The sequence below is a fragment of the Nocardioides sp. genome, assembly GCF_047607185.1.
Classification (GTDB): Bacteria; Actinomycetota; Actinomycetes; order Propionibacteriales; family Nocardioidaceae; genus Nocardioides.
In genome coordinates this window covers 1-26,887 of sequence record NZ_JASGDQ010000082.1, presented here as the reverse complement: position 1 = coordinate 26,887, position 26,887 = coordinate 1, and the positions used below count along the sequence as shown (strand labels likewise).

Below are 26,887 nucleotides of genomic sequence, written 5' to 3'. Positions count from 1 at the left end.
GATCGGCCGCGCTCAGCCTGACCACGAACTCCTTGGGACGAGGCATGTCCTCAACTCCTTCCGGTCCAGTATCGACCAGAACAGCCGAACACACATACCCATCAAATTAGAGGCGACACGCTACTAGTCTGTGTTCTGACGAACCCGCCCCGATGGCTCAGAAGAAGGCAGTCCAGCATGACCGACGACGTCCGCAACCTCATCATCATCGGCTCCGGCCCGTCCGGCTACACGGCCGCGGTCTACGCCGCCCGCGCCTCATTGGAGCCGCTGGTCTTCGAGGGGTCGGTGACGGCCGGCGGCGCGCTGATGAACACCACCGAGGTCGAGAACTTCCCCGGCTTCCGCGACGGCATCATGGGCCCGGAGCTGATGGAGAACATGCGCGCCCAGGCCGAGCGTTTCGGAGCCGAGCTGGTCGCCGACGACGTCACCGAGGTGGACCTGTCCGGTGAGGTGAAGAAGGTCGTCACCTGTGGCGGCACGTTCTACGCCAAGTCGGTGATCCTGGCGATGGGCTCGGCCTACCGCAAGCTCGGGCTGCCGCGTGAGGACGAGCTCTCCGGTCGCGGCGTCTCCTGGTGCGCCACTTGCGACGGGTTCTTCTTCCGCGACCAGCACATCGCGGTGGTCGGTGGCGGCGACTCTGCCGTCGAAGAGGCCACCTTCCTGACCCGGTTCGGTTCCAAGGTCTCCCTCATCGTGCGGCGCGAGGAGTTGCGCGCTTCCAAGATCATGCAGGAGCGCGCCTTCGCCGACCCGAAGCTGGAGATCGTGTGGAACTCCGTGGTGGAGTCCATCGACGGCGAGGACCGGGTGGAGTCAGTGACCTTGAAGGACACCGTCACCGGCGCGACTCGCCAGCTCGACGCGACGGGGCTGTTCATCGCGATCGGCCACGAGCCCCGCTCGGAGCTGGTCAAGGGCCAGGTCGACCTCGACGACGAGGGCTATGTGCTCACCCAGCCGGGCTCGACCGCGACCAACCTGACCGGCGTGTTCGCGGCCGGCGACCTGGTCGACCACACCTACCGGCAAGCGATCACCGCCGCCGGCTCGGGATGCGCCGCGGCCCTCGACGCCGAGCGGTTTCTGGCGCTGACCGAGCACCAAGCCGCGCTGGCCCAGGCCTGATCCCGGGAATGCCGGCCGGCGCCGTACTGTTCCCTCTCACAGACGTTTCGTTCAACGACCCGAAGGGTGGCCCGACGTGGCTGACAACATTTCCGCTGTGACCGATGCCGAGTTCGCCGAGACGGTCCTCAAGTCCGACAAGCCGGTCTTGGTCGACTTCTGGGCCGCGTGGTGCGCGCCCTGCAAGCAGGTCGCCCCGATCCTGGACGAGATCGCCGGCGAGCACGGAGACAAGGTCACCTTCCTGAAGATGAACGTGGACGAGAACCCGGTGACCCCGTCGTCCTACCGCGTCACCGGCATCCCGACCATCAACATCTACCAGGGCGGCGAGGTCGTGAAGAGCATCGTCGGCGCTCGTCCGAAGAGCACGATCCTCAACGAGCTCTCCGAGTTCATCAACGCCTAAGCGGTGCCAGCCACGCACGCTCGCGGCGTTGGCGGCCTTGCGAGCGCACGCGTCTAGCACCGCTCCGAACTCCTACTGCCCCGGGACCTCACGGTTCCGGGGCAGTTTCAATTGGCGAGCCTCGCTCACTCGGTCGCGTCCCGAGTGGCCTTCGGTGTCGGCGTCTTCGCCGGACGTACGACGCCGAGCAGCCGCTCCAGGGCGACCTCGACCTCCTCACGCCAGCTGACAGCGCTCTTCAGCTCCATCCGCAGCCGCGGCGCCGTCGGATGCGCCCGGTAGGTCTTGAACCCGACCCGCGCCAAGAACTCCTCCGGCGCCGAGCACACATGTGTCTTTATCGACATATCTATAAGTAGCTGTCGGTTGCCGAAGGCCTCGACGGCCCTGACGCCGCCGCGCTCGATGAGGTCGCGGGCCATTCCCTGCACCAGCATCCGGCCCAACCCACCACCGCGGTGGCTGGGGTGAACCCAGGCGGTCGTCATCAGCACCGCGTCCGGCGAGACCGGCGCGGTCGGGAAGGCCCCGGCGCCCGGCACGAAGGCGGCCGGCGCATAGATCAGGTAGCCGACCGGCACGTCGTCGACGGTGGCCACCCGGCCGCAGGAGCCCCATTCCCGCAGCACCCCCGACAGCCATGCCTCCTTCTCGGAGGCCTCCTCGCCCGGCTCGACCTGGGCCCGCCGGACCGGGTCGAGCTCCCAGAAGAGGCAACTCCGGCAGGGTGGGTCCAACTCGGCAAAACGGTCCAGGGTCAGCCTGGAGATCTTGCGCGACATATCGCCTCCTCGCCGTCGTGACGCACAGTGTGATCGACCCGTAGCCGGATACTGGTTTCAGCGCGGGGTGCCTATGCCTCATGCTAGAGGGACTATGACCATCGAGAGGCCCATCGATCCCGCGCGCAGCCGTTCCGTCCTCGACCCCTATGTGGATCGCTACGCAGCACGCACGGCAGGCATGACTGCCTCCGAGATCCGGGCCCTCTTCGCGGTGGCCTCGCGGCCCGAGGTCGTCTCGCTCGCCGGCGGGATGCCCAATATCTCCGGGCTGCCGCTCGATGTGGTCGGCGGCGCCATCTCCGACCTGGTCGCCACCCAGGGGCCGGTCGCGATGCAGTACGGCTCGGGCCAGGGCGTCCCCGAGCTGCGCGAGCAGATCACCGAGGTGATGGCGCTCGAGGGCATCCAGGCGCACGCCGACGACGTGGTCGTGACCGTCGGCTCCCAGCAGGCCGTCGACCTGGTCACCCGGATCTTCTGCGACCCGGGCGATGTCGTCCTCTGTGAGGCGCCGTCGTACGTCGGTGCGCTTGGCGTCTTCAAGTCCTACCAGTGCGACGTCGTCCACATCGAGATGGACGGCGAGGGCCTCGTGCCCGCGGCGCTGCGCAACGGCATCCGAGCCGTCAAGGCGGCCGGACGGACGATCAAGTTCCTCTACACGATCCCCAACTTCCACAACCCGGCCGGCGTGACGCTGTCGGCCGAGCGTCGCCCCGAGATCCTGGCGATCTGTCGCGAGGAGGGCGTCCTGGTCCTGGAGGACAACCCCTATGGTCTGCTCGGCTTCGACCGTGAGCCGATGCGTGCGCTGCGAGCCGACGAGCCGGAGGGGGTCATCTACCTCGGCTCCTTCTCCAAGACCTTCGCCCCGGGCTTTCGGGTCGGCTGGGCGCTCGCGCCCGCGTCCGTCCGCGAGAAGCTGGTGCTGGCCCAGGAGAGCGCCACGCTGTGTCCGCCGCAATTCAGCCAGATGGCCGTCTCCGCCTACCTCGCCAACCACGACTGGCAGGGTCAGATCAAGCAGTTCCGGGAGCTCTACCGCGAGCGCCGCGATGCGATGATCTCGGCGCTCTCCGACCTGATGCCCGTCACGGTTCGCTGGAATGTCCCCGACGGCGGCTTCTACGTGTGGCTGACGCTGCCGCCCGGCATCAACGCCAAGGCGATGCTCCCCCGCGCCGTCACCGCCCGGGTCGCCTATGTGCCGGGCACCGCGTTCTTCGCCGACGGCTTCGGCTCCTCCTCGATGCGGCTCTCCTACTGCTACCCCACCCCGGAGCGGATCCGTGAGGGAGTACGCCGACTGGCTGGCGTCATCGAGGCAGAGATGGAGCTCCACTCCACGTTCGGCACCGACACCGCCGAGCTCCGGCTGGGTGCCGGCGTCGACAGCCCCGGCACCGACACGCTCTGAGCGCGAGCCGCGGGCGGAGCGCCCAGGTCAACCGATCGATCTATGGATAAGTCGACTTATCGTTTAATCGGTGGTTCTGGTGGGATCCATGAGGCTGAGGATGCGTTGGAGGTCGCCCATCGTGGCGAACTCGACGGTGATCCGGCCCTTTCCCTTCACACCCATGTCCACCTTCACCCGGGTGTCGAACCGGTCGGCCAGCCGGTCGCTGATCTCCTTCAGCCCCGGCGCACTGATCCGCGGACCCTTGGGCAGCCGGGGACCGCGACTCGACCCGGTGTCGCCGACGGCGACGATCTCCTCCAGGCCGCGGACGCTGATGCCCTCGGAGACCACCCGCTGGGCGAGCCGGTCCTGCACCTCGGCGTCGTCGACGGCGAGCAACGCCCGGGCGTGCCCGGCCGACAGCACGCCGGCGGCGACCCGGCGCTGGACCGCTGGGGAGAGCTTGAGCAGCCTGATGGTGTTGCTGATCTGCGGTCGGGAGCGCCCGATCCGGGTGGCAAGCTCCTCATGGGTGCACTCGAAGTCCTCCAGCAGCTGCTGATAGGCCGAGGCCTCCTCGAGCGGGTTGAGCTGGGAGCGGTGGAGGTTCTCCAGCAGCGCATCCCGGAGCATGTCGGTGTCGTCGGTCTCCCGGACGATCGCCGGAATGGTCTCCAGGCCGGCCTGCTGGGTGGCCCGCCAGCGCCGCTCCCCCATGACGAGCTCGTAGTCGTCACCGGCCTTGCGGACCACCACCGGCTGGAGCAGTCCGACCATCTTGACGGAGTCGACCAACTCCGCCATCGCCTCCTCGTCGAAGACCTGGCGCGGATTGACGGAGTTGGGGCGAATCCGGTCGACGGGCAGCTCGGCGAAGTAGGCGCCGGCGACCGGGTTCAGCCCGTCGACCGCGGCGGTCGACTCGACGGCCGCCGGCGAGCCGAGGCCGGCAGCGGCGGCACTGGGACGCGCTTCGGCGGGAGCGGTGGGGATCAGCGACCCGAGGCCGCGGCCCAGACCGCGACGATTGTCCTTGCTCACAGGCTCGCTCCCTTCGACGCGATCTCCCGAGCGGCCTCTAGGTAGGACAGCGCGCCCGGCGAGCCGGGATCGTAGGTGATGACGGTCTGGCCGTACGACGGCGCCTCGGAGACGCGCACCGACCGGGGGATGTAGGTACGCAGCACCTGGTCGCCGAAGTGCGCCTTCACCTCGTCGGCGACCCCCGAGGACAGCCGTGTGCGGGCGTCGAACATGGTGATGAGGATGGTCGAGACGGCCAGGTCGGGGTTCAGGTGGGCTCGGACCATGTCGACGGTCTTGAGCAGCTGGCCGAGTCCCTCCAATGCGTAGTACTCCGCCTGGATCGGGATCATCAGCTCCTGGCCGGCGACCAGGGCGTTGATGGTCAACAGTCCCAACGACGGTGGGCAGTCGACGAAGACGTAGTCCCAGCGGTTCTCGCCGGCCGAGGCTTCATCGCCGACACGCGGGTGTGCACGCAGGGCCTTCTGCAGGCGACCCTCCCGGGCCACGACGCTGACCAGCTCGATCTCAGCACCGGCGAGGTCGATGGTGGCCGGTACGACGTCCAGGCCAGGAACCTCGGGAGCAGGAACCACGACGTCGGCGACGGGCATACCCTCGACAAGCACCTCATAGGTGCCGGGCGTGCCCTGGAAGTGATCAACGCTGAGCGCCGTCGAGGCGTTTCCCTGGGGGTCGAGGTCGACGACCAGCACCCGCTGGCCGAGCTGGGCGAGAGCGGCCGCGACGTTGACCGTCGAGGTGGTCTTGCCGACGCCACCCTTCTGGTTGGCGACCACGAAGATCCGAGTGGCGTGTGGTCGAGGCATCGCGGGCCGGCTCTGCGAACTGATCCGAGCCAGCACACTGTTCTCAGCCGCTCGCGCGAGGGGGGTCTCCTCCCCCGAGAGACCCGGGACATAGTCAGCCAGATCTGCCGCGGTCTTCACGACGTAGGCCGCTTGGGACGGTGTTTCACGTGAAACGTCGTCGGACGCATCCTGTGGATGAACTGCCTCGTTCTGTGGAAACTTACGCTCAGAGGCGCGCTCCGAACCGGTGGAAAACTCCTCACCGTCGCCCGGAGATCCATCCTGGGTCATACCTGACGCCCCCGCTCCTTCTGTGCCCGCTGCGCTCGTCGCCCTGCGACGCCCGACTTGTCCCGCCGGGACCTGCCGGAGGAGGGACCTCCTCCCGGCTTGCGGGCCGACGGCCAAGATACCGTCGCTGGATCCGCCCAAGCCACCCGGAGCGCGACCGTTGTGGACGACAGCACTCCCTCACCCAAGACCGACACCTCCGGTTCACCACATCCGAGCCGCGCCAGCGTCGTCGCGGCTGCCTGAATCTCCTCCGCCACTGACGACCCCTTCATCGCGATCAGCGCACCCTCGGGTGCGACCAGCGGCATCGACCACTCCAGCAGTCTCTCCAACGGCGCTACCGCTCGAGAGGTCACGACGTCGAACGTCCTGTACCCATGCAGCTCGACCGCCCGACCGCGAACGACCTCCACGTTGTCGACACCCAGGTCGCCGACGACCTCGGTCAGGAACGTCGTTCGCCTCAGCAATGGCTCGATCAACGTCAACCGTAGATCAGGTCGAGCGACAGCCAGCACCAAGCCCGGGAGGCCGGCGCCCGAGCCGACATCGGCTACCGTCGCCGACTGTGAGATCAGCTCCGCGAGCACCGCGCAGTTCAGCAGGTGCCGGTCCCACAGTCGTGGAACCTCCCGTGGGCCGATAAGTCCTCGGACCACGCCGGCGTCGGCCAGCCAGTCGGCGTACGCCGCCATGAGGGGGAGCCGGTCTCCCAACAGTCTCGTGGCGACGTCGGGCGGCAAGGGTGCTGCTACGGAAGGTCTGTCAGTCATGGTCGTTTCACGTGGAACAGGTATGGGCTTCGATCGGCTCGACAAACACGATGGGCGCTGTTTCACGTGAAACAGCGCCCATCGTGACACCCGAGAGGATCAAACGGGCTGCACCACGACATACCGTCGCGGCTCGACGCCCTCCGAGGATGACGCCAGTCCAGCGGCGGCGACAGCATCGTGCACGACCTTCCGCTCAAAGGGGGACATCGGGTCCAACGCCACCGGCGAGCCGTCCTCCTTCACCCGGGCAACAGTCTCCTCGGCAATCTTGATCAGCGTCGCGCGCTTCTCGGCCCGAAACCCAGAGATGTCGAGCATGAGTCGGGACCGCTCGCCAGTCTCTCGGTAGACCGCCAACCTGGTCAGCTCCTGCAACGCGTCCAGCACCTCGCCGTCGTGGCCCACCAATTGCGCCAGTTCCGCACCGACGATGGAGACCGACGCCCGATCTCCGTCGACGTCCATGTCGAGGTCACCGTCCAGGTCCGCGATGTCCAGCAGTTCCTCGAGGTAGTCGGCCGCGATGTCACCCTCCTGCTCGAGCTGCCTCACCCGGTCGGAGGGTGCCGCCGTCTCCGTCGCGGTCTCGTCGAGCACGGTCTCATTCGTCATGGTGGATCAATCCTTCTTGGGCTGGTTCTGCGAAGACTGGTTCGGCGCCTTCCGCTTGCGCTGCTCACGAGACTGCCGCTTCGGCTGCTGGCGCTGCGCGCCACCACCAGCGGTGCCGTCCGGGCCGCCAGGCCTGGCCGGCGACCCGGCCCCGCCGGGCGTCGTACCCGACTCGGGCTCGTCGCCGTGGCCCTCCTTGAGCCGCTTCTGGCGGTCTCGCTCCTCCTTGGCCTTGGCGGCCGGCGTACCCGGAGCGGGGTTGTTGCGGATGACGTAGAACTGCTGGCACATCGTCCAGAGGTTCGAGGTCGTCCAGTAGATCATCAGGCCGACCGGGAACGCGATGCCACCGACGGCGAAGACGATCGGCAGCACGTACAGCAGGATTTTCTGCTGGTTGGCGTAGGGCCCGGAGAGCGCATCGGCAGGCATGTTCTTGCTCATCAGCTGTCGCTGGGTGATGAACGTGGTCGCCGTCATGGCGATGACCAGGATGATCGCCAGCACCACCACGTTGACGTTCTCGTGCCCGGTCAGGCTGGCGGAGATCCGCGCGCCGAAGATGGAGCCGTTCTCGATCTCGGTGGCATCCGCCTTCGACAAGAAGCCCTTCGGCGTGCCGTGCGCGGCGTTGCTCAGCATGTGGAAGAGCGCCAGGAAGATCGGCATCTGCAGGATCAACGGCAGGCAGGAGGCGAAGGGGTTGGTGCCCGTCTCCTTGTAGAGCTTCATCGTCTCCTGGGCGAGACGCTCGCGGTCATGACCGTATTTCTTCTGCAGCTCCTTGACCTTCGGCTGGATGAGCTGCATGTTGCGGCTGGACTTGATCTGCCGCACGAACAGCGGAATCAACAGCGCCCGGATGGTGACCGTCACCCCGATGATCGCCAGCGTCCAGGTCCAACCGGTCGAGAGCGGCAACAGGTCGAACAGCCGGTGCCAGGCCAGCCAGATGGCCGAGATGGCGTAGTAGAGCGGCGTGCCGATCGTGCTCAGCAGGTCTCCCACGGGGTCAGGCTCCTAGCTTCGGTTCAGACATGAGTACGACGGGCATGGTCTCGCTGAGGTGGCACCGGGTCGTAGCCGCCCGCGGCCCAAGGATGGCAGCGGCCGATGCGCCGGATCGCTAGCCCACTGCCGCGGAGGCTGCCGTGCTGCTGCACCGCCTCCAGCGCGTAGGCCGAGCAGCTCGGGTGGTAGCGACAGACCTGACCGTAGAGCGGGCTGATCAGCAGCCGGTAGAGCTTGAGGAGCCCGATCAGGCCCCACGTCAACGGCGCCGCCTTCACGACCGGGTCCCCTCGACGACTCGGTCTAGGCAACGCGCCAAGTCACCGGCAAGTTCCGCCGACGTCGCCGTCGCGGCGGCGGGCAGCGCGCGGACCACGAGCACAGCAGAGCCCGGGAGCCTCTCCAGTGAGGAGAGCTGCTCCCGGGCCTGATGACGTAGACGGCGCTTCACGCGATTGCGGACGACGGCCGGGCCGACTGCCTTGCTGACCACAAAGCCGACACTCACTCCCGCCGGCCCCTCCTCCTCGACGAGGAGGTGGACGACCAGATGGCGGGAGGCCGAGCGCCGGCCCTGCCGCACCGTGCGACGAAACCCCTCAGCGTCGACGAGTCGACGGGTCCGGGGCAGCACCGCAGGGCGCCGTGTCAGCCCGAGGCCGGCCGGCTCAGACCGCGAGGTCCTTGCGACCCTTGCGGCGACGCGCGGACAGGATGGCGCGGCCGGCGCGGGTGCGCATGCGCAGGCGGAAGCCGTGCGTCTTGGCGCGACGACGGTTGTTCGGCTGGTACGTACGCTTGCTCACGAAGGTTTCCTTACATCAGAGAGTCTGTTGGCCCGCATCAGCACCGGGGTGAACCACCGACACAGAACCTGGGCGACCTATCAACGGTACGTGGAGCGCGGAAGTCGGGTCAAACCCTCGCGACGGCCGTCCACCCCACTCCTGGGGAGCCTGTGGACAACGGGTTGCCCCAGTCGCCCGAGCAGAGTTACGTTCGCCTTCAACCGAGGTTCCCTGCCGGCCTGACGCCGTCTCGGTCGAATGTTGGTCACAGGTGCCGCTCAACGGCGGAAATTCCAGCTCTGACCAGCGAAAACGACAAATGAGGCAGCCGATGGACGTGTCTCGGTCCGGCAACATCCACCATGCGACAGCCGGGTTCACAACCTGTGGACAAAGTTGTGGAGAGCAAAACACAGATCATCGCAACACCAACCCCGCTAGACCAGCACGCGGCCGTTCGAGCACGGCCTCACGAACCTCACAGGGAAGGCAGACACGCGTGGACGACACGTCAGCCCCGCGAGACCCGGCAGACCAGGCCAGCCACGCGGAGTCCACCTCCCTGGACCTCTCCTGGCGCGCTGTCGTCGCCGCGCTGCAGCCGAGCCAGCAGGCCTGGGTGCGCACCAGCAGGCCGGTCGCCATCCACGGCGACACCGCGATCGTCGCGGTGCCCAACGACTTCACCCGCAACCGCCTCGAGGGCGCGCTGCGGCCGCAGCTCGAGGAGGCGCTGAGCCTGGAGCTCGGCCGGGCGGTCCGGGTCGCGGTCACGGTCAACCCCCAGCTCGAGGACGCCGACGAGGCCTACCCCGAGGCCGAGCCGCCCAGCGTGACAGCCGGGAACGACACCACGAACCAGCACACATCGACTCATCAATCAATAGATATGTCGACAATGCCCGTGGCGTCGTACGACGGTGAGCAGTTCGAGCCGGTGACGCTGATCCCCTCCGGTCGCGCCGTCCCCGACGCGCCCACCTCGCTCGAGACCAGGCTCAACCCGAAGTACACCTTCGAGACCTTCGTGATCGGCTCCTCCAACCGCTTTCCCCACGCCGCCGCGGTGGCGGTGAGCGAGGCACCCGGCAAGGCCTACAACCCGCTGCTCGTCTATGGCGAGTCCGGTCTGGGCAAGACCCACCTGCTCCACGCCATCGGCCACTACGTTCGCAGCCTCTTCAACGGCGCCAAGGTCCGCTATGTGACCTCCGAGGAGTTCACCAACGAGTTCATCAACGCGATCCGTGACGACCGCCAGGACCGGTTCAAGCGGCGCTACCGCGACGTCGACGTACTGCTCATCGACGACATCCAGTTCCTGGAGGGCAAGACCCAGACCCAGGAGGAGTTCTTCCACACCTTCAACACCCTCCACAACGCCAACAAGCAGATCGTGCTCACCTCCGACCGCAGCCCGAAGCGCCTCGAGGCGCTCGAGGACCGGTTGCGCAACCGGTTCGAGTGGGGCCTCATCACCGACGTCCAGCCGCCCGACGTCGAGACCCGCATCGCGATCCTCCGCAAGAAGGCCGCCATGGAGCGGCTCAGCGCCCCCGCCGACGTGCTGGAGTTCATCGCCACCAAGATCCAGACCAACATCCGCGAGCTCGAGGGCGCGCTGATCCGGGTCACCGCCTTCGCCAACCTCAACCGCCAAGAGGTCGACATGACCCTGGCCGAGATCGTCCTCAAGGACCTGATCCCCGAAGGTGGCGAGCCGGAGATCACCGCCGGCCTGATCATCGCCCAGACCGCCGCCTATTTCGGGCTCAGCATCGAGGAGATCACCGGCCCCTCTCGCGGCCGCCACCTCGTCATGGCGCGGCAGATCGCGATGTACCTCTGCCGCGAGCTCACCCAGCTCTCGCTACCGAAGATCGGCGCCCAGTTCGGCAACCGCGACCACACCACGGTGATGTACGCCGAGCGCAAGATCAACCAACTGCTCGCCGAGCGGCGCGCCGTCTTCAACCAGGTCAGCGAGCTGACCAACCGGGTCAAGATGCAGGCTCGCCAGGTCTGACGACCTTCGGGCCCACGCTGTGGACAACCCGGTCGCCGAGGTGCGAACTACACGGGGAGGATCTGCGGACGCGTTGCCCGGCCGCCGGTGGATCACGGACTCGACCCACAACCAGCCGCCGTCCGTCCACCGCCGCCTCCACAGCGCATGTGGAAAGCGTTCGACCGGGACGACCAGCGCAAACGCCCGCTCTCCACAATTCCCACAGCTCCTACATCTCCTACGGACCTTCAACCGGACCGATCGCTCGCCAATCCCACCCAGCGCTCCTCCTGGGGAAACTCCACCTCGACCCGGCCCGCCCCTGCCCTCCGCGGGTCTCGCGTGGCAGGATTCAGTCCCACCCGAGCCGCACTCGTGAGAAGGACCCGCCATCGTGAAGTTCCGCGTCGACCGCGACGTGTTCGCGGATGCCGTCGCCTGGGCCGCCCGCAGCCTGCCGGTGCGGCCGAGCACCCCCGTCCTTTCCGGCCTCCTCATCGAGGCCGGTGACGACGGCCTGGTGCTGTCCACCTTCGACTACGAAACCTCCGCGCGCGCCACCCTCTCCGCCGAGGTCGCCGACGAAGGCAAGGCCCTGGTGAGCGGCCGGCTGCTGGCCGACATCGTGCGCAGCCTGCCGGCCAAGCCGGTCGACCTGGTGCTCGACGGCGCCCGGGTGAGCCTGACCTGCGGCAGCGCTCGGTTCAGCCTGCAGACCATGCCGGTCGAGGACTACCCGACCCTTCCCGAGATGCCCACCGCCGCCGGCACCGTGAAGTCCGAGGTCTTCGCCCATGCCGTCGCCCAGGCGGTCACCGCTGCCGGCCGCGACGACATGCTGCCCGTGCTCACCGGCGTCCGTCTCGAGATCGACGGCACCACCATCTCGCTGCTGGCCACCGATCGGTTCCGGCTCTCCATCCGCGAGCTCGAGTGGGACCCCGCCACCCCCGACGAGACCGTTGCCGCGCTGGTGCCCGCCAAGGTGCTCGCCGAGACCGCCAAGTCGCTCACCTCCGGCAGTGAGGTCACCATCGCGCTGTCCACCTCCGGCGCCGGCCAGGGCATCATCGGCTTCGAGGGCGCTGCCGCGGGCGGCGTACGACGCACCACCACCCGGCTGCTCGACGGCGAGTTCCCCAAGGTCCGCAGCCTCTTCCCCAACGAGCACCTCACCATCGCCAAGGTCGACAAGGCCGCCCTGGTCGAGTCGGTCAAGCGAGTCGCCCTCGTCGCCGAGCGCAACACCGCCGTCCAGCTCGCCTTCAACGACGGCGTACTCACCCTCGACGCCGGCTCCGGCGACGAGGCTCAGGCCTCGGAGTCGATCGAGGCCGACGTCACCGGCGAGGATCTGACCACCGGCTTCAATCCGCAGTTCCTGCTCGACGGCCTCACCGCGATCGACCAAGCCACCGTCGAACTCGCTTTCACCCAGGCCGCCAAGCCGGTGGTCATCAGCGGCTCGGAGGCAACGAATTCGGAGCAGGACGGCGGTTTCCGTTATCTGCTGATGCCCCGTCGGCTCCTTTCCTGACTACGCTGGGCCCGACAGCCACTTCGAGAAGGGAACGCGCATGGACCTCGGACTCGTCGGACTTGGCAAGATGGGTGGCAATATGCGCACCCGACTGCGCAACGCCGGCATCAACGTGGTCGGCTACGACCGCAATCCGGATCTCGCCGACGTCGGCTCGCTGGAGGAGATGGTCGCCGCGCTGCCCAGCCCCAAGGTGGTCTGGGTGATGGTGCCCGCCGGCGAACCCACCCGTGCCACCATCGCCGCGCTCAAGGAACTCCTCGGCGAAGGCGACCTGGTCGTCGACGGCGGCAACTCCAAGTACACCGACGACGCCCTCAACGCCGCCAGCCTGGCCGAGAAGGGCATCGGCTTCGTCGACTGTGGCGTCTCCGGCGGCGTCTGGGGCCTGCAGAACGGCTACGCCCTGATGTACGGCGGCACGGCCGAGGACGCCGCCAAGGTGATGCCCGTTTTCGAGGCTCTCAAGCCCAGCGATACTCCCGACGGCCTGGTCCACTGCGGCGCCACCCCCGGCGCCGGCCACTTCTCGAAGATGGTCCACAACGGCATCGAGTACGCGATGATGCAGGCCTACGCCGAGGGCTGGGAGCTGCTCGACAAGGTCGACATCGTCGACAACGTGCCCGAGATCTTCGCCTCCTGGCGCACCGGCACCGTGGTCCGCTCCTGGTTGCTCGACCTGCTCGTCGACCAGCTCCGCGCCGACGAGCATCTCGACAAGATCAAGGGCTACGCCGAGGACTCCGGCGAGGGCCGATGGACCGTCGAGGCGGCCATCGAGAACGCCGTGCCGATGCCGGCGATCAGCGCCAGCCTGTTCGCGCGGTTCGTCTCCCGCCAGGAGGACGACGTCGCGATGAAGGCCATCGCCGCGATGCGCAACGGCTTCGGTGGCCACGCGGTGGTCTCCGAGTCCTGACTCCTGCCCGCGACGTCATCCGATCCGGCGCCTGCGGCAACCGGATCGGATGACGTCTCGCCCCGCTACCCTGAGGGGGTGCACGTCTCGCACCTCACTCTGCACGACTTCCGCTCCTACGAGTCGGCCGACGTGCCGCTCGACGCCGGCGTGACTGCCTTCGTGGGGCGCAACGGACAGGGCAAGACCAATCTGGTCGAGGCGATCGACTACCTCTCCCGGCTGGAGTCGCACCGGGTCGCCTCGGACGCACCGTTGGTCAGGGCAGGTGCCGACCAGGCGGTCGTCCGAGCCGCGGTCGTCAGACAGGGCCGTACGGCGGTCCTGGAGGTCGAGATCAACCCCGGCCGCGCCAACCGCGCCCGGATCAACCGCTCGCCACTCCCGCGCACCCGCGAGCTGGTCGGCCTGGTGCGCACCGTCGTGTTCTCGCCGGAGGACCTTGCCCTGGTCAAGGGGGACCCCTCCGAGCGGCGCCGGTTCCTCGACGACCTGCTGGTGCTGCGCGCCCCCCGGCTGGCCGGCGTCCGGGCCGACTACGACCGGGTGCTCCGACAGCGCAACTCGCTGCTCAAGACCGCCCGGGCCGGTCGCTCCGCCCGCGAGGCGACGCTGGCGACGCTGGCGGTATGGGACGAGCAGCTCGCCCGTACCGGCTCGGAGATCCTGGCCGAACGGCTCGCGCTGGTCGACGCGCTGCGGCCCTATGTCGGCAAGTCGTACGAGACCGTCGCCCGCGGCGCCTGCCGGGAGGACGCCGAGATCTCCTACCGGCCGTCCTTCGACATCGGCGACGTCACCGACCGGGCTGGCCTGGAGGGCGCGCTCCTTGCCGAGGTGGAGCGCCGCCGCGGCGACGAGCTCGACCGTGGGGTCTCGCTGGTCGGCCCGCACCGGGATGAGCTGTTGCTCTCGATCGCCGGAAGCGGTCAGAGCCTTCCCGTCAAGGGCTACGCCTCCCATGGCGAGTGCTGGTCCTTCGCGCTGGCGCTCAAGCTGGCGTCGTACGACCTGCTCAGGGCGGACGGCGACGACCCGATCCTGATCCTCGACGACGTCTTCGCCGAGTTGGACACCGACCGCCGCGAGCAGCTGGCCGAGCTGGTCGCCGGCGCCGAGCAGGTGCTGGTCACCGCTGCGGTCGGCGCCGACGTGCCGGAGGTCCTGGCCGGGGCACGATTCCGGGTGGCTGACGGCCAGGTGACTCACGATGGCTGAGCCCGAGGACCAGGTCCCCCCACCCGACGGACTCGACCTGGCGCGCGCGCTCACCCGGGCCACGGCCAAGGCGACCCCGGCAGCGCGGGCCAAACAACGTCGCCGCGATCCGTCGCCACGATCCGGTGGCCGGGTCACCGGCAGCCATCCCGACGACCGAGACCCGCAGCTGCTCGACGCCACCCTCAGCCGGCTGGTGCAGGACCACGGCTGGGAGGTGGACCTGCGGGTGCACGGCCTGTTCGGGCGGTGGGCCGAGCTGGTCGGGACCGAGGTCGCCGGGCACGCGACGCCGGAGTCGTTCGCCGAGGGCCGGCTCCTGGTCCGCACCGACTCCACCGCCTGGGCCACCCAGCTCCGGCTGCTCTCCGCCGACGTCGTACGACGCCTCAACGAGGAGCTCGGCCACGGCACCGTCCTGGCCCTCGACATCCAGGGACCCCGGCCGCCGGGCCGCCGGGGCCGACTCTCGACCCGGGACAGCAGGGGTCCGCGCGACACCTACGGCTGATCAGGCGATCGGGTGGCTGCTCGGCCATATAGGGACACACCCGACCCCTGCCAGGCCCTCGCAGCGCCGGTTATGGGTCGCTACGGGCCCCGATTTATCCACAGACGGTCCTACTGAAAAGGCACCTGCGTGGTTTCCGGCCCTCTGACCGGTATCATGGTGTGTCGTGACCGCTGCTGAAGAGACGCCCGAGACGACCCCGGACGAGTCCCCCGAAACAGGCAGAGCAGCGGCGGGCTCCACCGCGCGTGTCGAGGGCGACTACGACGCCTCCGCCATCCAGGTGCTCGAAGGGCTCGAGGCCGTCCGCAAGCGCCCCGGCATGTACATCGGATCCACCGGCGCCCGCGGCCTGCACCACCTCATCTGGGAGATCGTGGACAACGCCGTCGACGAGGCGCTGGCGGGCTACTGCGACACCGTCAACGTCACCCTCAACGCCGACGGCTCGATCAGCGTCGCCGACAACGGACGGGGCATCCCGACCGACACCGCACCGGGCCAGGAGCTGCCGGCCGCGACGCTGGCGCTGACCGTGCTGCACGCCGGCGGCAAGTTCGGCGGCGGCGGCTACAAGGTCTCCGGTGGTCTGCACGGCGTCGGCTCCTCGGTGGTCAACGCGCTCTCCACCCACCTGTTGATGCAGGTCAAGAACCGTGGCTACCTCTGGGAGCAGGAGTTCACCCTCGGCGTCCCCGACTACGACCTGCGCCAGGTCCGCCCGCTCCAGGACGGCGAGGGCACCGGCACCACCATCACCTGGTGGGCCTCTTCGGAGATCTTCGAGACCACGGACTACAACCTGGAGACCATCTCCACCCGGTTCCGGGAGATGGCCTTCCTCAACAAGGGCCTCAGGATCGTGCTGCGCGACGAGCGTCCCCAGGCCGAGGAGATCGCCGAGGCCGTCGAAGACCCCACCGTTGAGGCCGACACCGCCGAGGCCGACGAGTTGCACGCCGACCCGGAGACCCGTGCTCTGGAGCAGGTGTTCAAGTACGACCGAGGTCTAGCCGACTACGTCGACTTCCTCAACCGCCGCAAGACTGCCATCTCCCCGGTCATCGCCTTCGAGGCCGAGACGCCCGAGGGCGCCGTCAACCCGATGAGCCTCGAGGTCGCCATGCAATGGCAGGTCTCGTCGTACAACGAGAGCGTCCACACCTTCGCCAACACGATCAACACCCCCGAGGGCGGCACCCACGAGGAGGGCTTCCGCGCCGCGCTCACCACCCTGGTCAACCGCTGGGGCGAGGAATGGGGCCTGATCAAGAAGAAGGAGGACCGGCTCACCGGCGACGACATCCGCGAGGGCCTGACCGCGATCATCAGCCTCAAGATCGGCGAGCCGCAGTTCGAGGGCCAGACCAAGGCCAAGCTTGGCAACACCGAGGCCAAGGGGTTCACCCAGGGCGTCGTCAACGACCAGCTCGGCGCCTGGCTGGAGCAGAACCCCAGCGAGGGCAAGGACATCATCCGCAAGGCCCAGGCCGCCGCGACCGCGCGGATCGCGGCGCGCAAGGCCCGCGACCTCGCCCGCAACCGCAAGGGCCTCCTCGGCGGCGGCGGGCTGCCGGGCAAGCTCGCCGACTGTCAGTCCAACAACCCCGAGGAGTGCGAGGTCTTCATCGTCGAGGGCGACTCGGCGGGCGGCTCGGCGAAGTCCGGCCGCGAGTCGCGCTTCCAGGCGATCCTGCCGATCCGGGGCAAGATCCTCAACGTCGAGAAGGCCCGTCTTGACAAGGTGCTGGCCAATACCGAGGTCCAGGCGATCATCTCGGCGCTCGGCACCGGCGTGCACGACGAGTTCGACATCGCCAAGCTGCGCTACCACAAGATCGTGCTGATGGCCGACGCCGACGTCGACGGCCACCACATCAACACGCTGCTGCTCACCCTGCTGTTCCGGTTCATGCCGCAGCTGATCACCGAGGGCTACGTCTACCTCGCCCAGCCGCCGCTCTACCGGATTCGCTGGAACAAGCCGGCCGAGCACGAGTTCGCCTACTCCGACGCCGAGCGCGACGGCCTGATCGCCACCGGCCAGGAGGCCGGCAAGAAGCTCCCCAAGGAGCAGCCGGTGCAGCGCTACAAGGGTCTCGGTGAGATGAACGCCGACGAGCTCTGGGAGACCACCCTCGACCCGGACCAGCGAGTGCTGCTGCAGGTCACCCTGGAGGACGCCGCCCATGCCGACGAGATCTTCTCGATCCTGATGGGTGAGGACGTCGACCAGCGCCGCTCCTTCATCCAGCGCAATGCCAAAGACGTGAGGTTCCTGGACATCTGATGACTGAGACTCCCCTCCCCGGCGGCCGAATCGAGCCGATCGAGCTGCAGACCTCGATGCAGCAGTCCTATATCGACTACGCGATGGCCGTCATCGTCGGCCGGGCCCTCCCCGACGTACGCGACGGCCTCAAGCCGGTGCACCGCCGCGTCCTCTATGCGATGTACGACGGCGGCTACCGCCCCGATCGAGGCTTCAACAAGTGCGCCCGCGTCGTCGGCGACGTCATGGGTAGCTACCACCCCCACGGCGACTCGGCGATCTACGACACCCTGGTCCGCCTGGCCCAGCCCTGGGTGATGCGCAACCCGCTGATCAACGGCCAGGGCAACTTCGGCTCGCCGGGCAACGACCCCGCCGCGGCGATGCGCTACACCGAGTGCCGGATGGCGCCGCTGGCCATGGAGATGGTCCGCGACATCGACCAGGACACCGTCGACTTCCAGCCCAACTACGACGGCAAGCAGACCGAGCCGACGATCCTGCCCTCGCGCTTCCCCAACCTGCTGGTCAACGGCAGCGCCGGCATCGCCGTCGGCATGGCGACCAACATCCCGCCGCACAACCTGCGCGAGGTGGCCGAGGGCGCCAAGTGGGCGCTGGAGCACCCCGACGCCACCAAGGAGGAGCTGCAGGACGCCCTCATCGAGCGGATCAAGGGCCCCGACTTCCCCAACGGCGCCCTCATCGTCGGCCGCAGCGGCATCGAGCAGGCCTACCGCACCGGCCGCGGCTCGATCACCCAGCGGGCCGTCATCGAGATCGACGAGATCAAGGGTCGCACCGCGCTGATCGTCACCGAGCTGCCCTACATGGTCAACCCGGACAACCTCGCCATCAAGATGGCCGAGCTCGCCGACTCCGGCAAGGTGCAGGGCATCGCCGAGGTCCGCGACGAGTCCTCCTCGCGTGCCGGCCAGCGGCTGGTGGTCGTGCTCAAGCGCGACGCCGTCGCCCGAGTGGTGCTCAACAACCTGCTCAAGCACACCGAGCTGCAGACCAACTTCAGCGCCAACATGCTGGCGCTGGTCGACGGCGTGCCGCGCACGCTGTCGATCGATGCGTTCATCGCGAACTGGGTCGCTCACCAGATCGACGTCATCCAACGTCGTACGGCGTTCCGGCTCCGCAAGGCCGAGGAGCGGGCTCACATCCTGCGCGGTCTGGTCAAGGCGCTGGACATGCTCGACGAGGTCATCGCACTGATCCGCCGCTCCCCCGACGTGGCCGAGGCGCGGCAGGGCCTGATCGGGCTGCTGGACATCGACGAGATCCAGGCCGAGGCCATCTTGGCGATGCAGCTGCGCCAGCTCGCCGCGCTGCAGCGCCAGAAGATCATCGACGACCTGGCCGAGATCGAGATCGAGATCGCCGACCTGGAGGACATCCTCGCCAAGCCCGAGCGGCAGCGGGCGATCGTCATCGAGGAGCTCGACGGCATCGTCGAGAAGTTCGGCGACGAGCGGCGCTCGCAGATCATCGCCGCCGACGGCGACCTCTCCATGGAGGACCTGATCCCCGACGAGGAGCTGGTCGTCTCCATCACCCGCGGCGGCTACGCCAAGCGGACCCGCGCCGACCAGTACCGCACCCAGAAGCGCGGCGGCAAGGGTGTCCGCGGCGCCACGCTGCGCGGCGAGGACGTGGTCGAGCACTTCATCTCGACCACCAACCACCACTGGCTGCTGTTCTTCACCACCGCCGGCCGGGTCTACCGCACCAAGGCCTACAACCTGCCCGAGGCCGCCCGCGACGCGAAGGGCGGTCACGTCGCCGGGCTGCTGTCGTTCCAGCCCGACGAGTCCATCGCCCAGGTGCTGGCCATCCGCGACTACGACCAGGCGCCGTACCTCGTCCTCGCGACCCGCTCCGGCCTGGTGAAGAAGACCCGGCTGGCCGACTACAACTCCCCACGCCAGGCCGGCGTCATCGCCATCAACTTCCGTGATGACGACGACGAGCTGGTCGGTGCCGAGCTGGTCAACCCCGACGACCACATCCTGCTGGTCTCCCGCAAGGGCCAGGCGATCCGGTTCCGGGCCGACGACGAGCAGCTCCGGCCGATGGGCCGGGCCACCTCCGGGGTGAAGGGCATGGAGTTCCGCAACGACGACTCGCTGCTGTCGATGTCGGTGATCCGCGCCGCCGATGTGGCGAAGGAGGAGACTGAGCAGTCGGGGGAGGACGTGCAGTACGTCTTCACCATCACCGACGGCGGCTTCGCCAAGCGGTCCCGGATCTCGGAGTACCGGCTGCAGGGCCGTGGCGGACTGGGCATCAAGGCGATGCAGCTCACCGACGAGAAGCGCGGCGTGCTGGTCGGCGCCTTCATCGTCAAGGAGGGCGACGAGATCCTCTCGATCACGGCCAGCGGACAGGTGGTCCGCTCCCCCATCGACGCCGACTTCGCGCCGAAGGGCCGCTCCACCATGGGCGTGAAGTTCGTGTCCCCGAAGGGCCGCGACTCGGTGGCCGTGGTGGCCCGCTCCGTCGAGGCGCGCGATGACGACGACGAGGCCCCGGTCGACGACGTGGCCGAGGACGGCGCCGAGTCGGCTGCTGTGGAGTCGGATGCAACAATCGAGGCCACTGACGACGTCGTACCGTCTGAGGAAGCCACGGAGGACTGATGAGTGACCGCGAGACCACCACTCGGGTGCGCAAGCGTCCCGTCCCGCCTCCGACGGCGGACACCGCCGAGCGGGCGGGCCTCGGTCAGCAGCTGAAGGAGAAGCTGGCCACGGCCGTGGAGTCCGGCCGCACCGGCGAGAGCAAGGACGTCGCTCGCAAGGGCCGCCCGGTGCGTCGCGCCCGGCTCCGGCTGACCCGGATCGACCCGTGGTCGGTGATGAAGACCGCGTTCCTGCTCTCCATCGCGCTGGCGATCGTGACCGTGGTCTCGGTCTTCATCGTCTGGTCGGTGCTCGGCGCTGCCGGTGTCTGGGACTCGATCAACTCCACGGTCCAAGACATCGTCGGCGGCGACGAGGCCTTGACCTTCGACATCAAGGACTACCTCGGCACCTCGCGGGTGATGGGCTTCACGATCATCGTCTCGGTGGTCGACATCGTCCTGCTCACCGCCGTCGCGACGCTGACCGCGTTCCTCTACAACATGGCCGCCGCCCTGGTCGGCGGGATAGACGTCACCCTGACCGAGGACCGCTAACCCAGACGTCATGCGGACAGAGCAACCCCTTGCTCTGTCCGCATGACGTCTCGGCGTTTTGTCGCCGCTCGGGCCGCTCGGGTAGTCTTCCTCTTCGGCTCGGCCAACATCTCCGGGGGCTTCCACCCCGGTAGGCGGCCGGGCCACCCGGGCCTATAGCTCAGACGGTTAGAGCACCACACTGATAATGTGGGGGTCGGAGGTTCAAGTCCTCCTAGGCCCACGGACAAGCCCCGGACGCAACAGCGGACCGGGGTTTTTCACAAGGAGGAGAAGCATGAAGAAGCTCGTCCTGCTCGCACTCGCCGTCGGCGCTGCCGTCTTGGCCAAGCGCCAGCTCGGCAAGAGCAACAGCGAGCGCGCGCTGTGGGCCGAGGCCACCGACCAGGTGCCCCCCGCCGCCCACGACTGACCCACCCCGGGGCGTTGGCGCAATTGGTAGCGCACCTGCTTTGCAAGCAGGGGGTTGTCGGTTCGAGTCCGATACGCTCCACAGAGGAAAACCCCAGGTCAGCCTGGGGTTTTCGGCATTTCTACGATCTGCCTTGTCTCCGCCGCGGTCGGTCGCAGCCGGTGGGAGCGTCGGCACAGGATGGCGCAGCGTAGGCAGCCATCGCGACGAGCAGGCCGGCGAGGTTCACCCCGAGGTGACGTCGACGATGCCACGACCCAGCGAGCCGCCCCGGAGCAGGTCGGCGAAGGCGGGGGCAATGGCGGCCGGACCGTGATGGACGGTGGCGACCGGCCGTAGCGGGGGAGTGGCGGCGTCGAGCAGCGCGTGCAACTCGGGCAGGGCGTCGGGGTGGTCGGTGACCGAGACGCCGACGAACTCGAGCCGGCGCCGGATCATCGCGGCGTGGTCGAGCCGGATCTCGGTCGCGCCGGCGACCCGGCCGAGGAGTACGACGCGGCCACGGTCGCGCAGCCGGGGGAGCGCGGCGGCGAGATGGTCGCCGCCGACGAGATCGAGGTAGACGTCGATGCCCTCAGGCGCGGCCCCGTCCAGCTGTACGCCGAGGTCGCCGGTGCGGTCGAGGACGTACTCGATGCCGAGCTCGTCCCTCAGGAAGCCGACCCGCTCCCGACCGCCGGCGCTGGCCAGCACCCGGGCCCCCATCGCCCGGGCCAGCTGGACCGCGCAACTGCCGACGCCGCCGGCGGCCGCCGAGCACCACACCGTCTCGCCTGGCCGGAGGCCGGCACGGCTCAGCGCGACGTACGCCGTCAGCCCGACGTGTCCACGCAGGGTGAGCAGCTCGGTCAGCGGAGTCGTCGCGTCGACCACGCTCAGCCCGGCCGCCGGCAGCGCCGCCAGCCCGGCCCAGGGGAGCAGGCCGGTCACCACCGTGCCCACCGGCAGCGCCGGATCGGAGGAGACCGCCACGGTGCCGACCCCGTCGCTGCGCGGCACGTCGCCGACGTCGAGCGCCGGCCCGAGCGTGGTCGAGCGGCCGGTGCCGAGCCGGTGCCGGAGCCCGGCGTTGAGGCCGAGCCCGGCGGTGCGCACCAGCACCTCGCCATCACCCGGGGTAGGAGCGAGTGTGTCGCACAGCGCGAAGTCGTCGGCCGAGACCCGGGTGCCCGGCACCCGGGCCAGCCGGACCTCCCAGGACCGCTCGCCCACTCAGGAGAGCCGTTCGACCAGCATCGCCATGCCCATGCCGCCGCCAACGCACATCGTCTCGATGCCGAACTGCTGGTCGCGGGTGCGCAGGCCGTTGAGCAGGGTGGTCATGATCCGTGCGCCGGTCATCCCGAAGGGGTGGCCGAGGGCGATCGCGCCGCCGTGCGGGTTGAGCTGCTCGGCCACGTCGATGCCGAGGGTGTCGGCCACGGCCAGCACCTGGGCCGCGAACGCCTCGTTGAGCTCGACGATGTCGATGTCGGCGATGCTCATGCCGGTGTGGGCGAGCACCTTGCGCACCGCCTCGATCGGCCCGACACCCATATACTCCGGCTCCAGCCCGGAGACGGCGGAGGCCACGATGCGGGCCAGCGGGGTGAGTCCGAGGCCGCGCGCCCGGTCGGCGCTCATCACCACGACCGCGGCGGCGCCGTCGTTGAGCGGGCAGGCGTTGCCGGCGGTGACCCGGCCATCGGGCATCACCGGCTGGAGTTGGCGCAGCCCGTCGAGGGTCGTGCCCGGGCGCGGCCCGTCGTCGGCGGTGACGAGGGTGCCGTCCGGGGCGGTCACCGGCACGATCTCGCGGTCGAAGAAGCCGTTGTTCTGGGAGGCCACCGCGCGCTGCTGGGAGAGCAAGGCGTACTCGTCCATCCGCTCGCGGGTGATGCCGTAGCGGACGGCCACGTTCTCGGCGGTCTCCAGCATCGAGATGAACAGGTTGTCGACGTAGTCCTCGCGACCGGGGTCGGTGAAGCGCGGGTTGAGGGCGTCGTACCCGCTCGGCATCGGCACCGCGGAGACGCTCTCGACGCCACCGGCGACGAACACCTCGCCCTCGCCGGCCAGGATGGCGTGGGCGGCGGAGCGGATCGACTGCAGGGACGAGGAGCAGGCCCGGGTGACGGTCAGCCCGGGCACGGTCTCGGGGAGTCCGGCGAGCAGCGCCACGGTGCGAGCGATGCCGAAGCCCTGCTGGCCCTCGGGCACGGCACAGCCGACGACGACGTCCTCGATGTCCGCGGGGTCGAGCGGCGCGGCTCGGTCGACCACCTCGCGGACCACCAGGCCACCGAGGTCGTCAGGGCGTACGTCGCGCAGCGACCCCTTGCGAGCACGGCCGATGGGGGTCCGGGCGGCTGCGACGATGACTGCTTCGCTCATGGCGGCGATACTTCATTAAACGAAGCGACTGTGCAAGCCGGGTCAGGTCTCCGAGATGTCGATGGTGCTGGCCTTGAGCTCCTCGTGACAGTGGTCGCAGCCGAGCCGGCCCTGGAACCGCCGGCCGCAGGCGACGTGCGTGGAGACCAGCACCGGGCTCTCCGGGTTGCCGAACCAGTGCTCGGCCCAGCGGGTCAGCATGGCGATCACGGGGTGGAAGGCGCGGCCCTTCTCGGTGAGGCGGTACTCGGTCCAGTCCGAGCGCCCCTCCTGCTCGCGCTGCGCCAGGATGCCGCGCTCGCACAGCAGCGAGAGCCGGCCGGCGAGCAGGCTCGGCGGGGCGCCGATGGCGTCCTGGAAGTCGGTGAATCGCTTGATGCCGAGCATCGCCGCGCCGACCAGCGTCGCGGACCAGCGGTTGCCGAAGACAGCCATGGTGTCGGGATAGAAGGTCTGCTCGATGGCCACGCCGCGACTGCCCGACCGCCGCCGCGTGGTGGTGCTCGGGGTCGAGCGGGGCCAGCCACCCGACGGGCCCCAGTTGGTCTCCAGGTCGGTCACCGCTACCGGCCGATGGCAGGCCTCGCAGGTGAGCACCGGGCTGATCTCGTTGCCGCAGGCCAGATGGCGGATCGGCGGGGTGGCGTACTCGTGCTCCTTCACCCAGGCCCGCTCCCAGCCCCAGATCGCGACCAGGATCGGCCAGGTCGCCCGGCCGGCCGGGGTGAGGACGTACTCGTAGCGCTTGGGCCGCTCCTGGTAGAGATGGCGCTCCATCAGGCCCGAGGAGGCGAGCTGGTCCAGCCGGGCGCTGAGCACCGCGTGCGAGATCGGCAGCTGCGCGGAGAACTCCGAGTAGCGGGTCAGCCCGCGCAGCGCATAGCGCAGCAGGAAGAGCGTCCACTCGTCGCCGAGGAGGCCGAGCCCGATCGAGAGGGCGTTGGGCTCCGCCGCGGGCGGCGGCGCGGTGGGCGATGGCATTGCCCGAATCATAGGGCTCCCGCCGCGTGGGGGTTCCTAGTGTAACTCTGTTAGTTGCAGTAACGTGCCCAAGCACATCCATTCACCCCCGAGTCCGAGGAGGTCGGCATGTCCGCCACCACGAACGAAGCCTTCGTCTACGAGTCGCTGCGCACCCCGCGCGGACGGGTCCGGCGCGACGGCGGCACCCTGGCCGACTTCCCGGCGTACGAGCTGTTCGCCCAGCTGCTCCGCGAGTTCACCGCGCGCGACATCCCGGCCGCGGCGGTCCAGGACGTGGTGACCGGCATCAGCACGACGTACGGCGAGCAGGCCTCGGCCACCGCCCGGGTGGCCGTCATGCAGGCCGGCTGGCCCGACGAGATCCCCGGCAGCGTGGTCAACCGGATGTGCTGCTCCGGCCTCGACGCGCTCTCGATCGCGGCCGCGCAGGTGAGCTCCGGCGAGCTCGACGTCGTGGTCGCCGGCGGCATGGAGTCGATGTCGCGGGTGCCGATGATGTCCGACAAGCCCGCCTTCGCCTACGAGGAGCAGATCGGCGCGACCACCGGCTTCGTCACGATCGGCGTCTCGGCCGACTACACCGCGGCGAAGTACGGCCTGACCCGCGAGGAGCTCGACGCCTTCGCGGTGCGTTCCCACCACCGCTCGGCCGCGGCCAGCTGGGAGCGGCTGGTCCCGATCACCCGCGACGGCGAGGTCGTCCTCGATCACGACGAGGGCGCCCGCGCCGACACCACGATGGAGTCGCTGGCAGCGCTGCCGCCGCTCTTCGGCGAGGACCCGTCCTGGGCCCGGGTGGAGGAGCGGTTCCCCGGCTTCACCCGGCCGCCGGCCGGCCTCCACACGGTCGGCTCGGCGCCGCAGCTGTGCGACGGCGCCTCGGCCGCGGTCATCGGCTCCCGCGAGGCGGAGGGCCGGCTGGGCCGATCGCCGATCGCCCGCATCGCCGGCTGGGCGCACGCCGCCGTCCGCTCGCCCGGGCTGGACGGCACCGTCGTGGCGGCGCAGACCGCCATGAAGCGGGCCGGCGTCAGCCTCGCGGACATCAAGGTCGCCGAGGTCAACGAGTCCTTCTCGGTCACCCCGCTGGTGCTCACCCGCGAGCTCGGCCTCGATCCCGAGATCGTCAACGCCCGCGGCGGCGCGGTCTCCGTCGGCCACCCGCTCGGGGCCAGCGGCGGCATCATCCTCGCCAACGCCATCGAGCGGCTCAGCGCCGAGGGCGGCGGCTACGGCCTGCTGGTCATCCCGGGCGCTCTCGGCGTCTCGATGGCCGTGGTCGTGGAGGGACTCGCATGACCTACCGCGTGGTCCAGTGGGCGACCGGCGCGATGGGCACCGCCGTGCTCCGCTGCCTGATCGACCATCCCTCGACCGAGGTCGCCGGCGTGCTGGTCTACAACGAGGAGAAGGCCGGCGTCGACGCCGGCACGCTCGCCAAGCGTCCCCCGACCGGGGTGCTGGCGACCACCGACCCGGAGGCGATCCTGGCCCTCGACGCGGACGTCGTCGTGCACGCCGGCCGGCTGAGCCCGTACGGCGCACACGACGACGAGATCGTGCGGCTACTGGAGTCGGGCAAGAACGTGATCAGCCTCAACTCCTACAGCTATCCGGCCTGGAACGACCCGGCCCGCCGGGAGCGGCTGGAAGCGGCCTGCGCCCAGGGCGGGGTCAGCCTGATGGGCGCCGGCCTCAACCCGGGCTTCATCGCCGAGCAACTGGCCGTGGTCGCCTCGGGACTGTGCCTGCGCATCGACAACCTCGAGATCGTCGAGGCCGCCGACTCCCGGGAGATCCGCAACCCGCACTACCTGTTCGACATGCTCGGCTTCGGCGCCGCACTCGACGCCCACGACCCCAACGATCCCGACTGGGGTCCCACCAAGGCGCTCAACGGCATGTACGACGAGCTGCTGGCCACCGTCGCACTCCGGCTCGGCATGACCATCGACCGGATCGAGACCGAGCACACCCTGCTCCCCGCGGTCGCGGACATCACCCTGCCCGCCGGGGTGGTGTCGAAGGGCACCGTCGGCCACACCCGCTGGCGCTGGCACGCGATTGTCGGCGGTGAGCGGAGGCTGACCATGACGATCAACTGGTTCGTCGAGACCGCGCACCTGGACTCGGCCGAGCCACCGCTGTGGCGCCTCGCCATCACCGGCCACCCGGGCGTCAAGATCAGCGTCGACCTGGAGAAGCACGTCGAGGACCGCAGCCGGATGGGCGCGGAGCAGTACGCCGTCGGGGCCCAGGTCATCCACGCCATCCCGGACCTGGTGGCCGCACCGCCGGGGATCGTGGTGCACCCGGTCGCCACGCCGTACCGGGTGCACCACGATCCCCGGCGGTGCGGCCACCAGGTCCGGGATGGCGTGGATGACCTGGGCCCCGACGGCGTACTGCTC

At 69.1% G+C, this 26,887-nt stretch carries 26 protein-coding genes and 2 tRNA genes; 16 read left to right on the top strand and 12 right to left on the bottom strand.

The genetic code is table 11. The features are described 5' to 3' along the window. The first annotated feature begins 177 nt into the window (after positions 1-177). Both trxB and trxA read left to right on the top strand, forming a co-directional pair. Positions 178-1,134, top strand: a complete 957-nt coding sequence (trxB, locus tag QM595_RS09750; RefSeq protein ID WP_415171352.1) for a thioredoxin-disulfide reductase — start codon at positions 178-180, stop codon at positions 1,132-1,134. 76 nt (positions 1,135-1,210) lie between these two features. Then, entirely contained in the window at positions 1,211-1,543 is a 333-nt protein-coding gene (trxA, locus tag QM595_RS09745) for a thioredoxin (protein WP_415171351.1), read from the top strand. 125 nt (positions 1,544-1,668) lie between these two features. Here trxA and QM595_RS09740 read toward each other — a convergent pair whose 3' ends face one another. Further along, positions 1,669-2,325 carry a GNAT family N-acetyltransferase gene (locus QM595_RS09740; RefSeq protein WP_415171350.1) on the bottom strand — a complete coding sequence of 219 codons (657 nt, stop codon included), beginning with the start codon at positions 2,323-2,325 and terminating at the stop codon, positions 1,669-1,671. A gap of 94 nt (positions 2,326-2,419) precedes the next feature. On the opposite strand from QM595_RS09740, the gene QM595_RS09735 reads away from it, so the two are divergent. Then, on the top strand, positions 2,420-3,745 hold the full coding sequence (locus tag QM595_RS09735) for a PLP-dependent aminotransferase family protein (RefSeq protein ID WP_415171349.1): 1,326 nt from the start codon (positions 2,420-2,422) through the stop codon (positions 3,743-3,745). Between the two features lie 63 nt (positions 3,746-3,808). On the opposite strand, the gene QM595_RS09730 is transcribed toward QM595_RS09735, so the two are convergent. From QM595_RS09730 to rpmH, 8 genes are all read right to left on the bottom strand, one after another. Continuing rightward, on the bottom strand, positions 3,809-4,771 hold the full coding sequence (locus tag QM595_RS09730) for a ParB/RepB/Spo0J family partition protein (protein ID WP_415171348.1): 963 nt from the start codon (positions 4,769-4,771) through the stop codon (positions 3,809-3,811). After that, complete coding sequence (locus QM595_RS09725) at positions 4,768-5,586, bottom strand: ParA family protein (protein WP_415171347.1); 819 nt, start codon at positions 5,584-5,586, stop codon at positions 4,768-4,770. The genes QM595_RS09730 and QM595_RS09725 overlap by 4 nt, the downstream gene beginning before the upstream one ends. 269 nt (positions 5,587-5,855) lie before the next feature. Further along, positions 5,856-6,557 carry a 16S rRNA (guanine(527)-N(7))-methyltransferase RsmG gene (gene rsmG / locus QM595_RS09720; protein ID WP_415171346.1) on the bottom strand — a complete coding sequence of 234 codons (702 nt, stop codon included), beginning with the start codon at positions 6,555-6,557 and terminating at the stop codon, positions 5,856-5,858. A 177-nt stretch (positions 6,558-6,734) separates the two neighbouring features. Beyond that, the gene (locus tag QM595_RS09715; RefSeq protein WP_415171345.1) at positions 6,735-7,250 is read right to left on the bottom strand and encodes a protein jag; all 516 of its coding nucleotides are present in this window, start codon (positions 7,248-7,250) and stop codon (positions 6,735-6,737) included. 6 nt (positions 7,251-7,256) lie between these two features. Next, positions 7,257-8,258, bottom strand: coding sequence for a membrane protein insertase YidC (gene yidC, locus QM595_RS09710; protein ID WP_415171344.1), 1,002 nt, complete (start codon positions 8,256-8,258; stop codon positions 7,257-7,259). Between the two features lie 23 nt (positions 8,259-8,281). Then, a complete protein-coding gene (gene yidD, locus QM595_RS09705) occupies positions 8,282-8,524 on the bottom strand; it encodes a membrane protein insertion efficiency factor YidD (protein WP_415171343.1) in 243 nt (80 codons plus the stop codon). A gap of 11 nt (positions 8,525-8,535) precedes the next feature. Next, positions 8,536-8,895, bottom strand: coding sequence for a ribonuclease P protein component (rnpA, locus tag QM595_RS09700; protein WP_415171342.1), 360 nt, complete (start codon positions 8,893-8,895; stop codon positions 8,536-8,538). Positions 8,896-8,929: 34 nt separating this feature from the next. Beyond that, the gene (rpmH, locus tag QM595_RS09695; protein WP_091126038.1) at positions 8,930-9,067 is read right to left on the bottom strand and encodes a 50S ribosomal protein L34; all 138 of its coding nucleotides are present in this window, start codon (positions 9,065-9,067) and stop codon (positions 8,930-8,932) included. Positions 9,068-9,548: 481 nt separating this feature from the next. Between rpmH and dnaA the strand changes: the two genes are divergently transcribed. The 11 genes from dnaA (at position 9,549) to QM595_RS09640 (ending at position 21,200) form a co-directional block, all read left to right on the top strand. Next, the gene (gene dnaA / locus QM595_RS09690) at positions 9,549-11,075 is read left to right on the top strand and encodes a chromosomal replication initiator protein DnaA (protein ID WP_415171341.1); all 1,527 of its coding nucleotides are present in this window, start codon (positions 9,549-9,551) and stop codon (positions 11,073-11,075) included. 376 nt (positions 11,076-11,451) lie between these two features. Continuing rightward, a complete protein-coding gene (gene dnaN / locus QM595_RS09685) occupies positions 11,452-12,594 on the top strand; it encodes a DNA polymerase III subunit beta (RefSeq protein WP_415171340.1) in 1,143 nt (380 codons plus the stop codon). Between the two features lie 40 nt (positions 12,595-12,634). Then, entirely contained in the window at positions 12,635-13,519 is an 885-nt protein-coding gene (gene gnd, locus QM595_RS09680) for a phosphogluconate dehydrogenase (NAD(+)-dependent, decarboxylating) (protein ID WP_415171339.1), read from the top strand. A 78-nt stretch (positions 13,520-13,597) separates the two neighbouring features. Beyond that, positions 13,598-14,737 carry a DNA replication/repair protein RecF gene (gene recF / locus QM595_RS09675; protein WP_415171338.1) on the top strand — a complete coding sequence of 380 codons (1,140 nt, stop codon included), beginning with the start codon at positions 13,598-13,600 and terminating at the stop codon, positions 14,735-14,737. Next, positions 14,730-15,248, top strand: a complete 519-nt coding sequence (locus QM595_RS09670; protein ID WP_415171337.1) for a DUF721 domain-containing protein — start codon at positions 14,730-14,732, stop codon at positions 15,246-15,248. Before recF ends, QM595_RS09670 begins: the two co-directional genes overlap by 8 nt. Before the next feature lie 166 nt (positions 15,249-15,414). Then, the gene (gene gyrB, locus QM595_RS09665) at positions 15,415-17,538 is read left to right on the top strand and encodes a DNA topoisomerase (ATP-hydrolyzing) subunit B (RefSeq protein WP_415171336.1); all 2,124 of its coding nucleotides are present in this window, start codon (positions 15,415-15,417) and stop codon (positions 17,536-17,538) included. Beyond that, positions 17,538-20,168, top strand: a complete 2,631-nt coding sequence (gyrA, locus tag QM595_RS09660; protein ID WP_415171335.1) for a DNA gyrase subunit A — start codon at positions 17,538-17,540, stop codon at positions 20,166-20,168. The genes gyrB and gyrA overlap by 1 nt, the downstream gene beginning before the upstream one ends. Continuing rightward, positions 20,168-20,707: a DUF3566 domain-containing protein gene (locus QM595_RS09655; RefSeq protein ID WP_415171334.1), complete on the top strand. Its 540-nt coding sequence runs from the start codon at positions 20,168-20,170 to the stop codon at positions 20,705-20,707. Before gyrA ends, QM595_RS09655 begins: the two co-directional genes overlap by 1 nt. A 149-nt stretch (positions 20,708-20,856) precedes the next feature. After that, a tRNA-Ile gene (locus QM595_RS09650) sits at positions 20,857-20,930 on the top strand. A 54-nt stretch (positions 20,931-20,984) separates the two neighbouring features. Beyond that, the gene (locus QM595_RS09645; protein ID WP_415171333.1) at positions 20,985-21,119 is read left to right on the top strand and encodes a DLW-39 family protein; all 135 of its coding nucleotides are present in this window, start codon (positions 20,985-20,987) and stop codon (positions 21,117-21,119) included. 8 nt (positions 21,120-21,127) lie between these two features. After that, positions 21,128-21,200, top strand: a tRNA-Ala gene (locus QM595_RS09640). A 144-nt stretch (positions 21,201-21,344) separates the two neighbouring features. Here the strand turns inward: QM595_RS09640 and QM595_RS09635 are convergent. The 3 genes from QM595_RS09635 to QM595_RS09625 are packed head-to-tail and all read right to left on the bottom strand — an operon-like array spanning position 21,345 to position 24,473. Further along, entirely contained in the window at positions 21,345-22,331 is a 987-nt protein-coding gene (locus QM595_RS09635; protein WP_415171332.1) for a zinc-binding dehydrogenase, read from the bottom strand. After that, positions 22,332-23,492 (bottom strand): acetyl-CoA C-acyltransferase, encoded by a 1,161-nt coding sequence (locus QM595_RS09630; RefSeq protein ID WP_415171331.1) that lies wholly within the window; start codon positions 23,490-23,492, stop codon positions 22,332-22,334. Positions 23,493-23,534: 42 nt separating this feature from the next. Then, positions 23,535-24,473: a winged helix-turn-helix transcriptional regulator gene (locus QM595_RS09625; protein ID WP_415171330.1), complete on the bottom strand. Its 939-nt coding sequence runs from the start codon at positions 24,471-24,473 to the stop codon at positions 23,535-23,537. A 108-nt stretch (positions 24,474-24,581) separates the two neighbouring features. On the opposite strand from QM595_RS09625, the gene QM595_RS09620 reads away from it, so the two are divergent. Beyond that, positions 24,582-25,775: a thiolase family protein gene (locus QM595_RS09620; protein WP_415171329.1), complete on the top strand. Its 1,194-nt coding sequence runs from the start codon at positions 24,582-24,584 to the stop codon at positions 25,773-25,775. Further along, a partial coding sequence (locus tag QM595_RS09615; protein WP_415171328.1) for a hypothetical protein occupies positions 25,772-26,887 on the top strand: 1,116 nt, incomplete at its 3' end. The genes QM595_RS09620 and QM595_RS09615, both read left to right, overlap by 4 nt.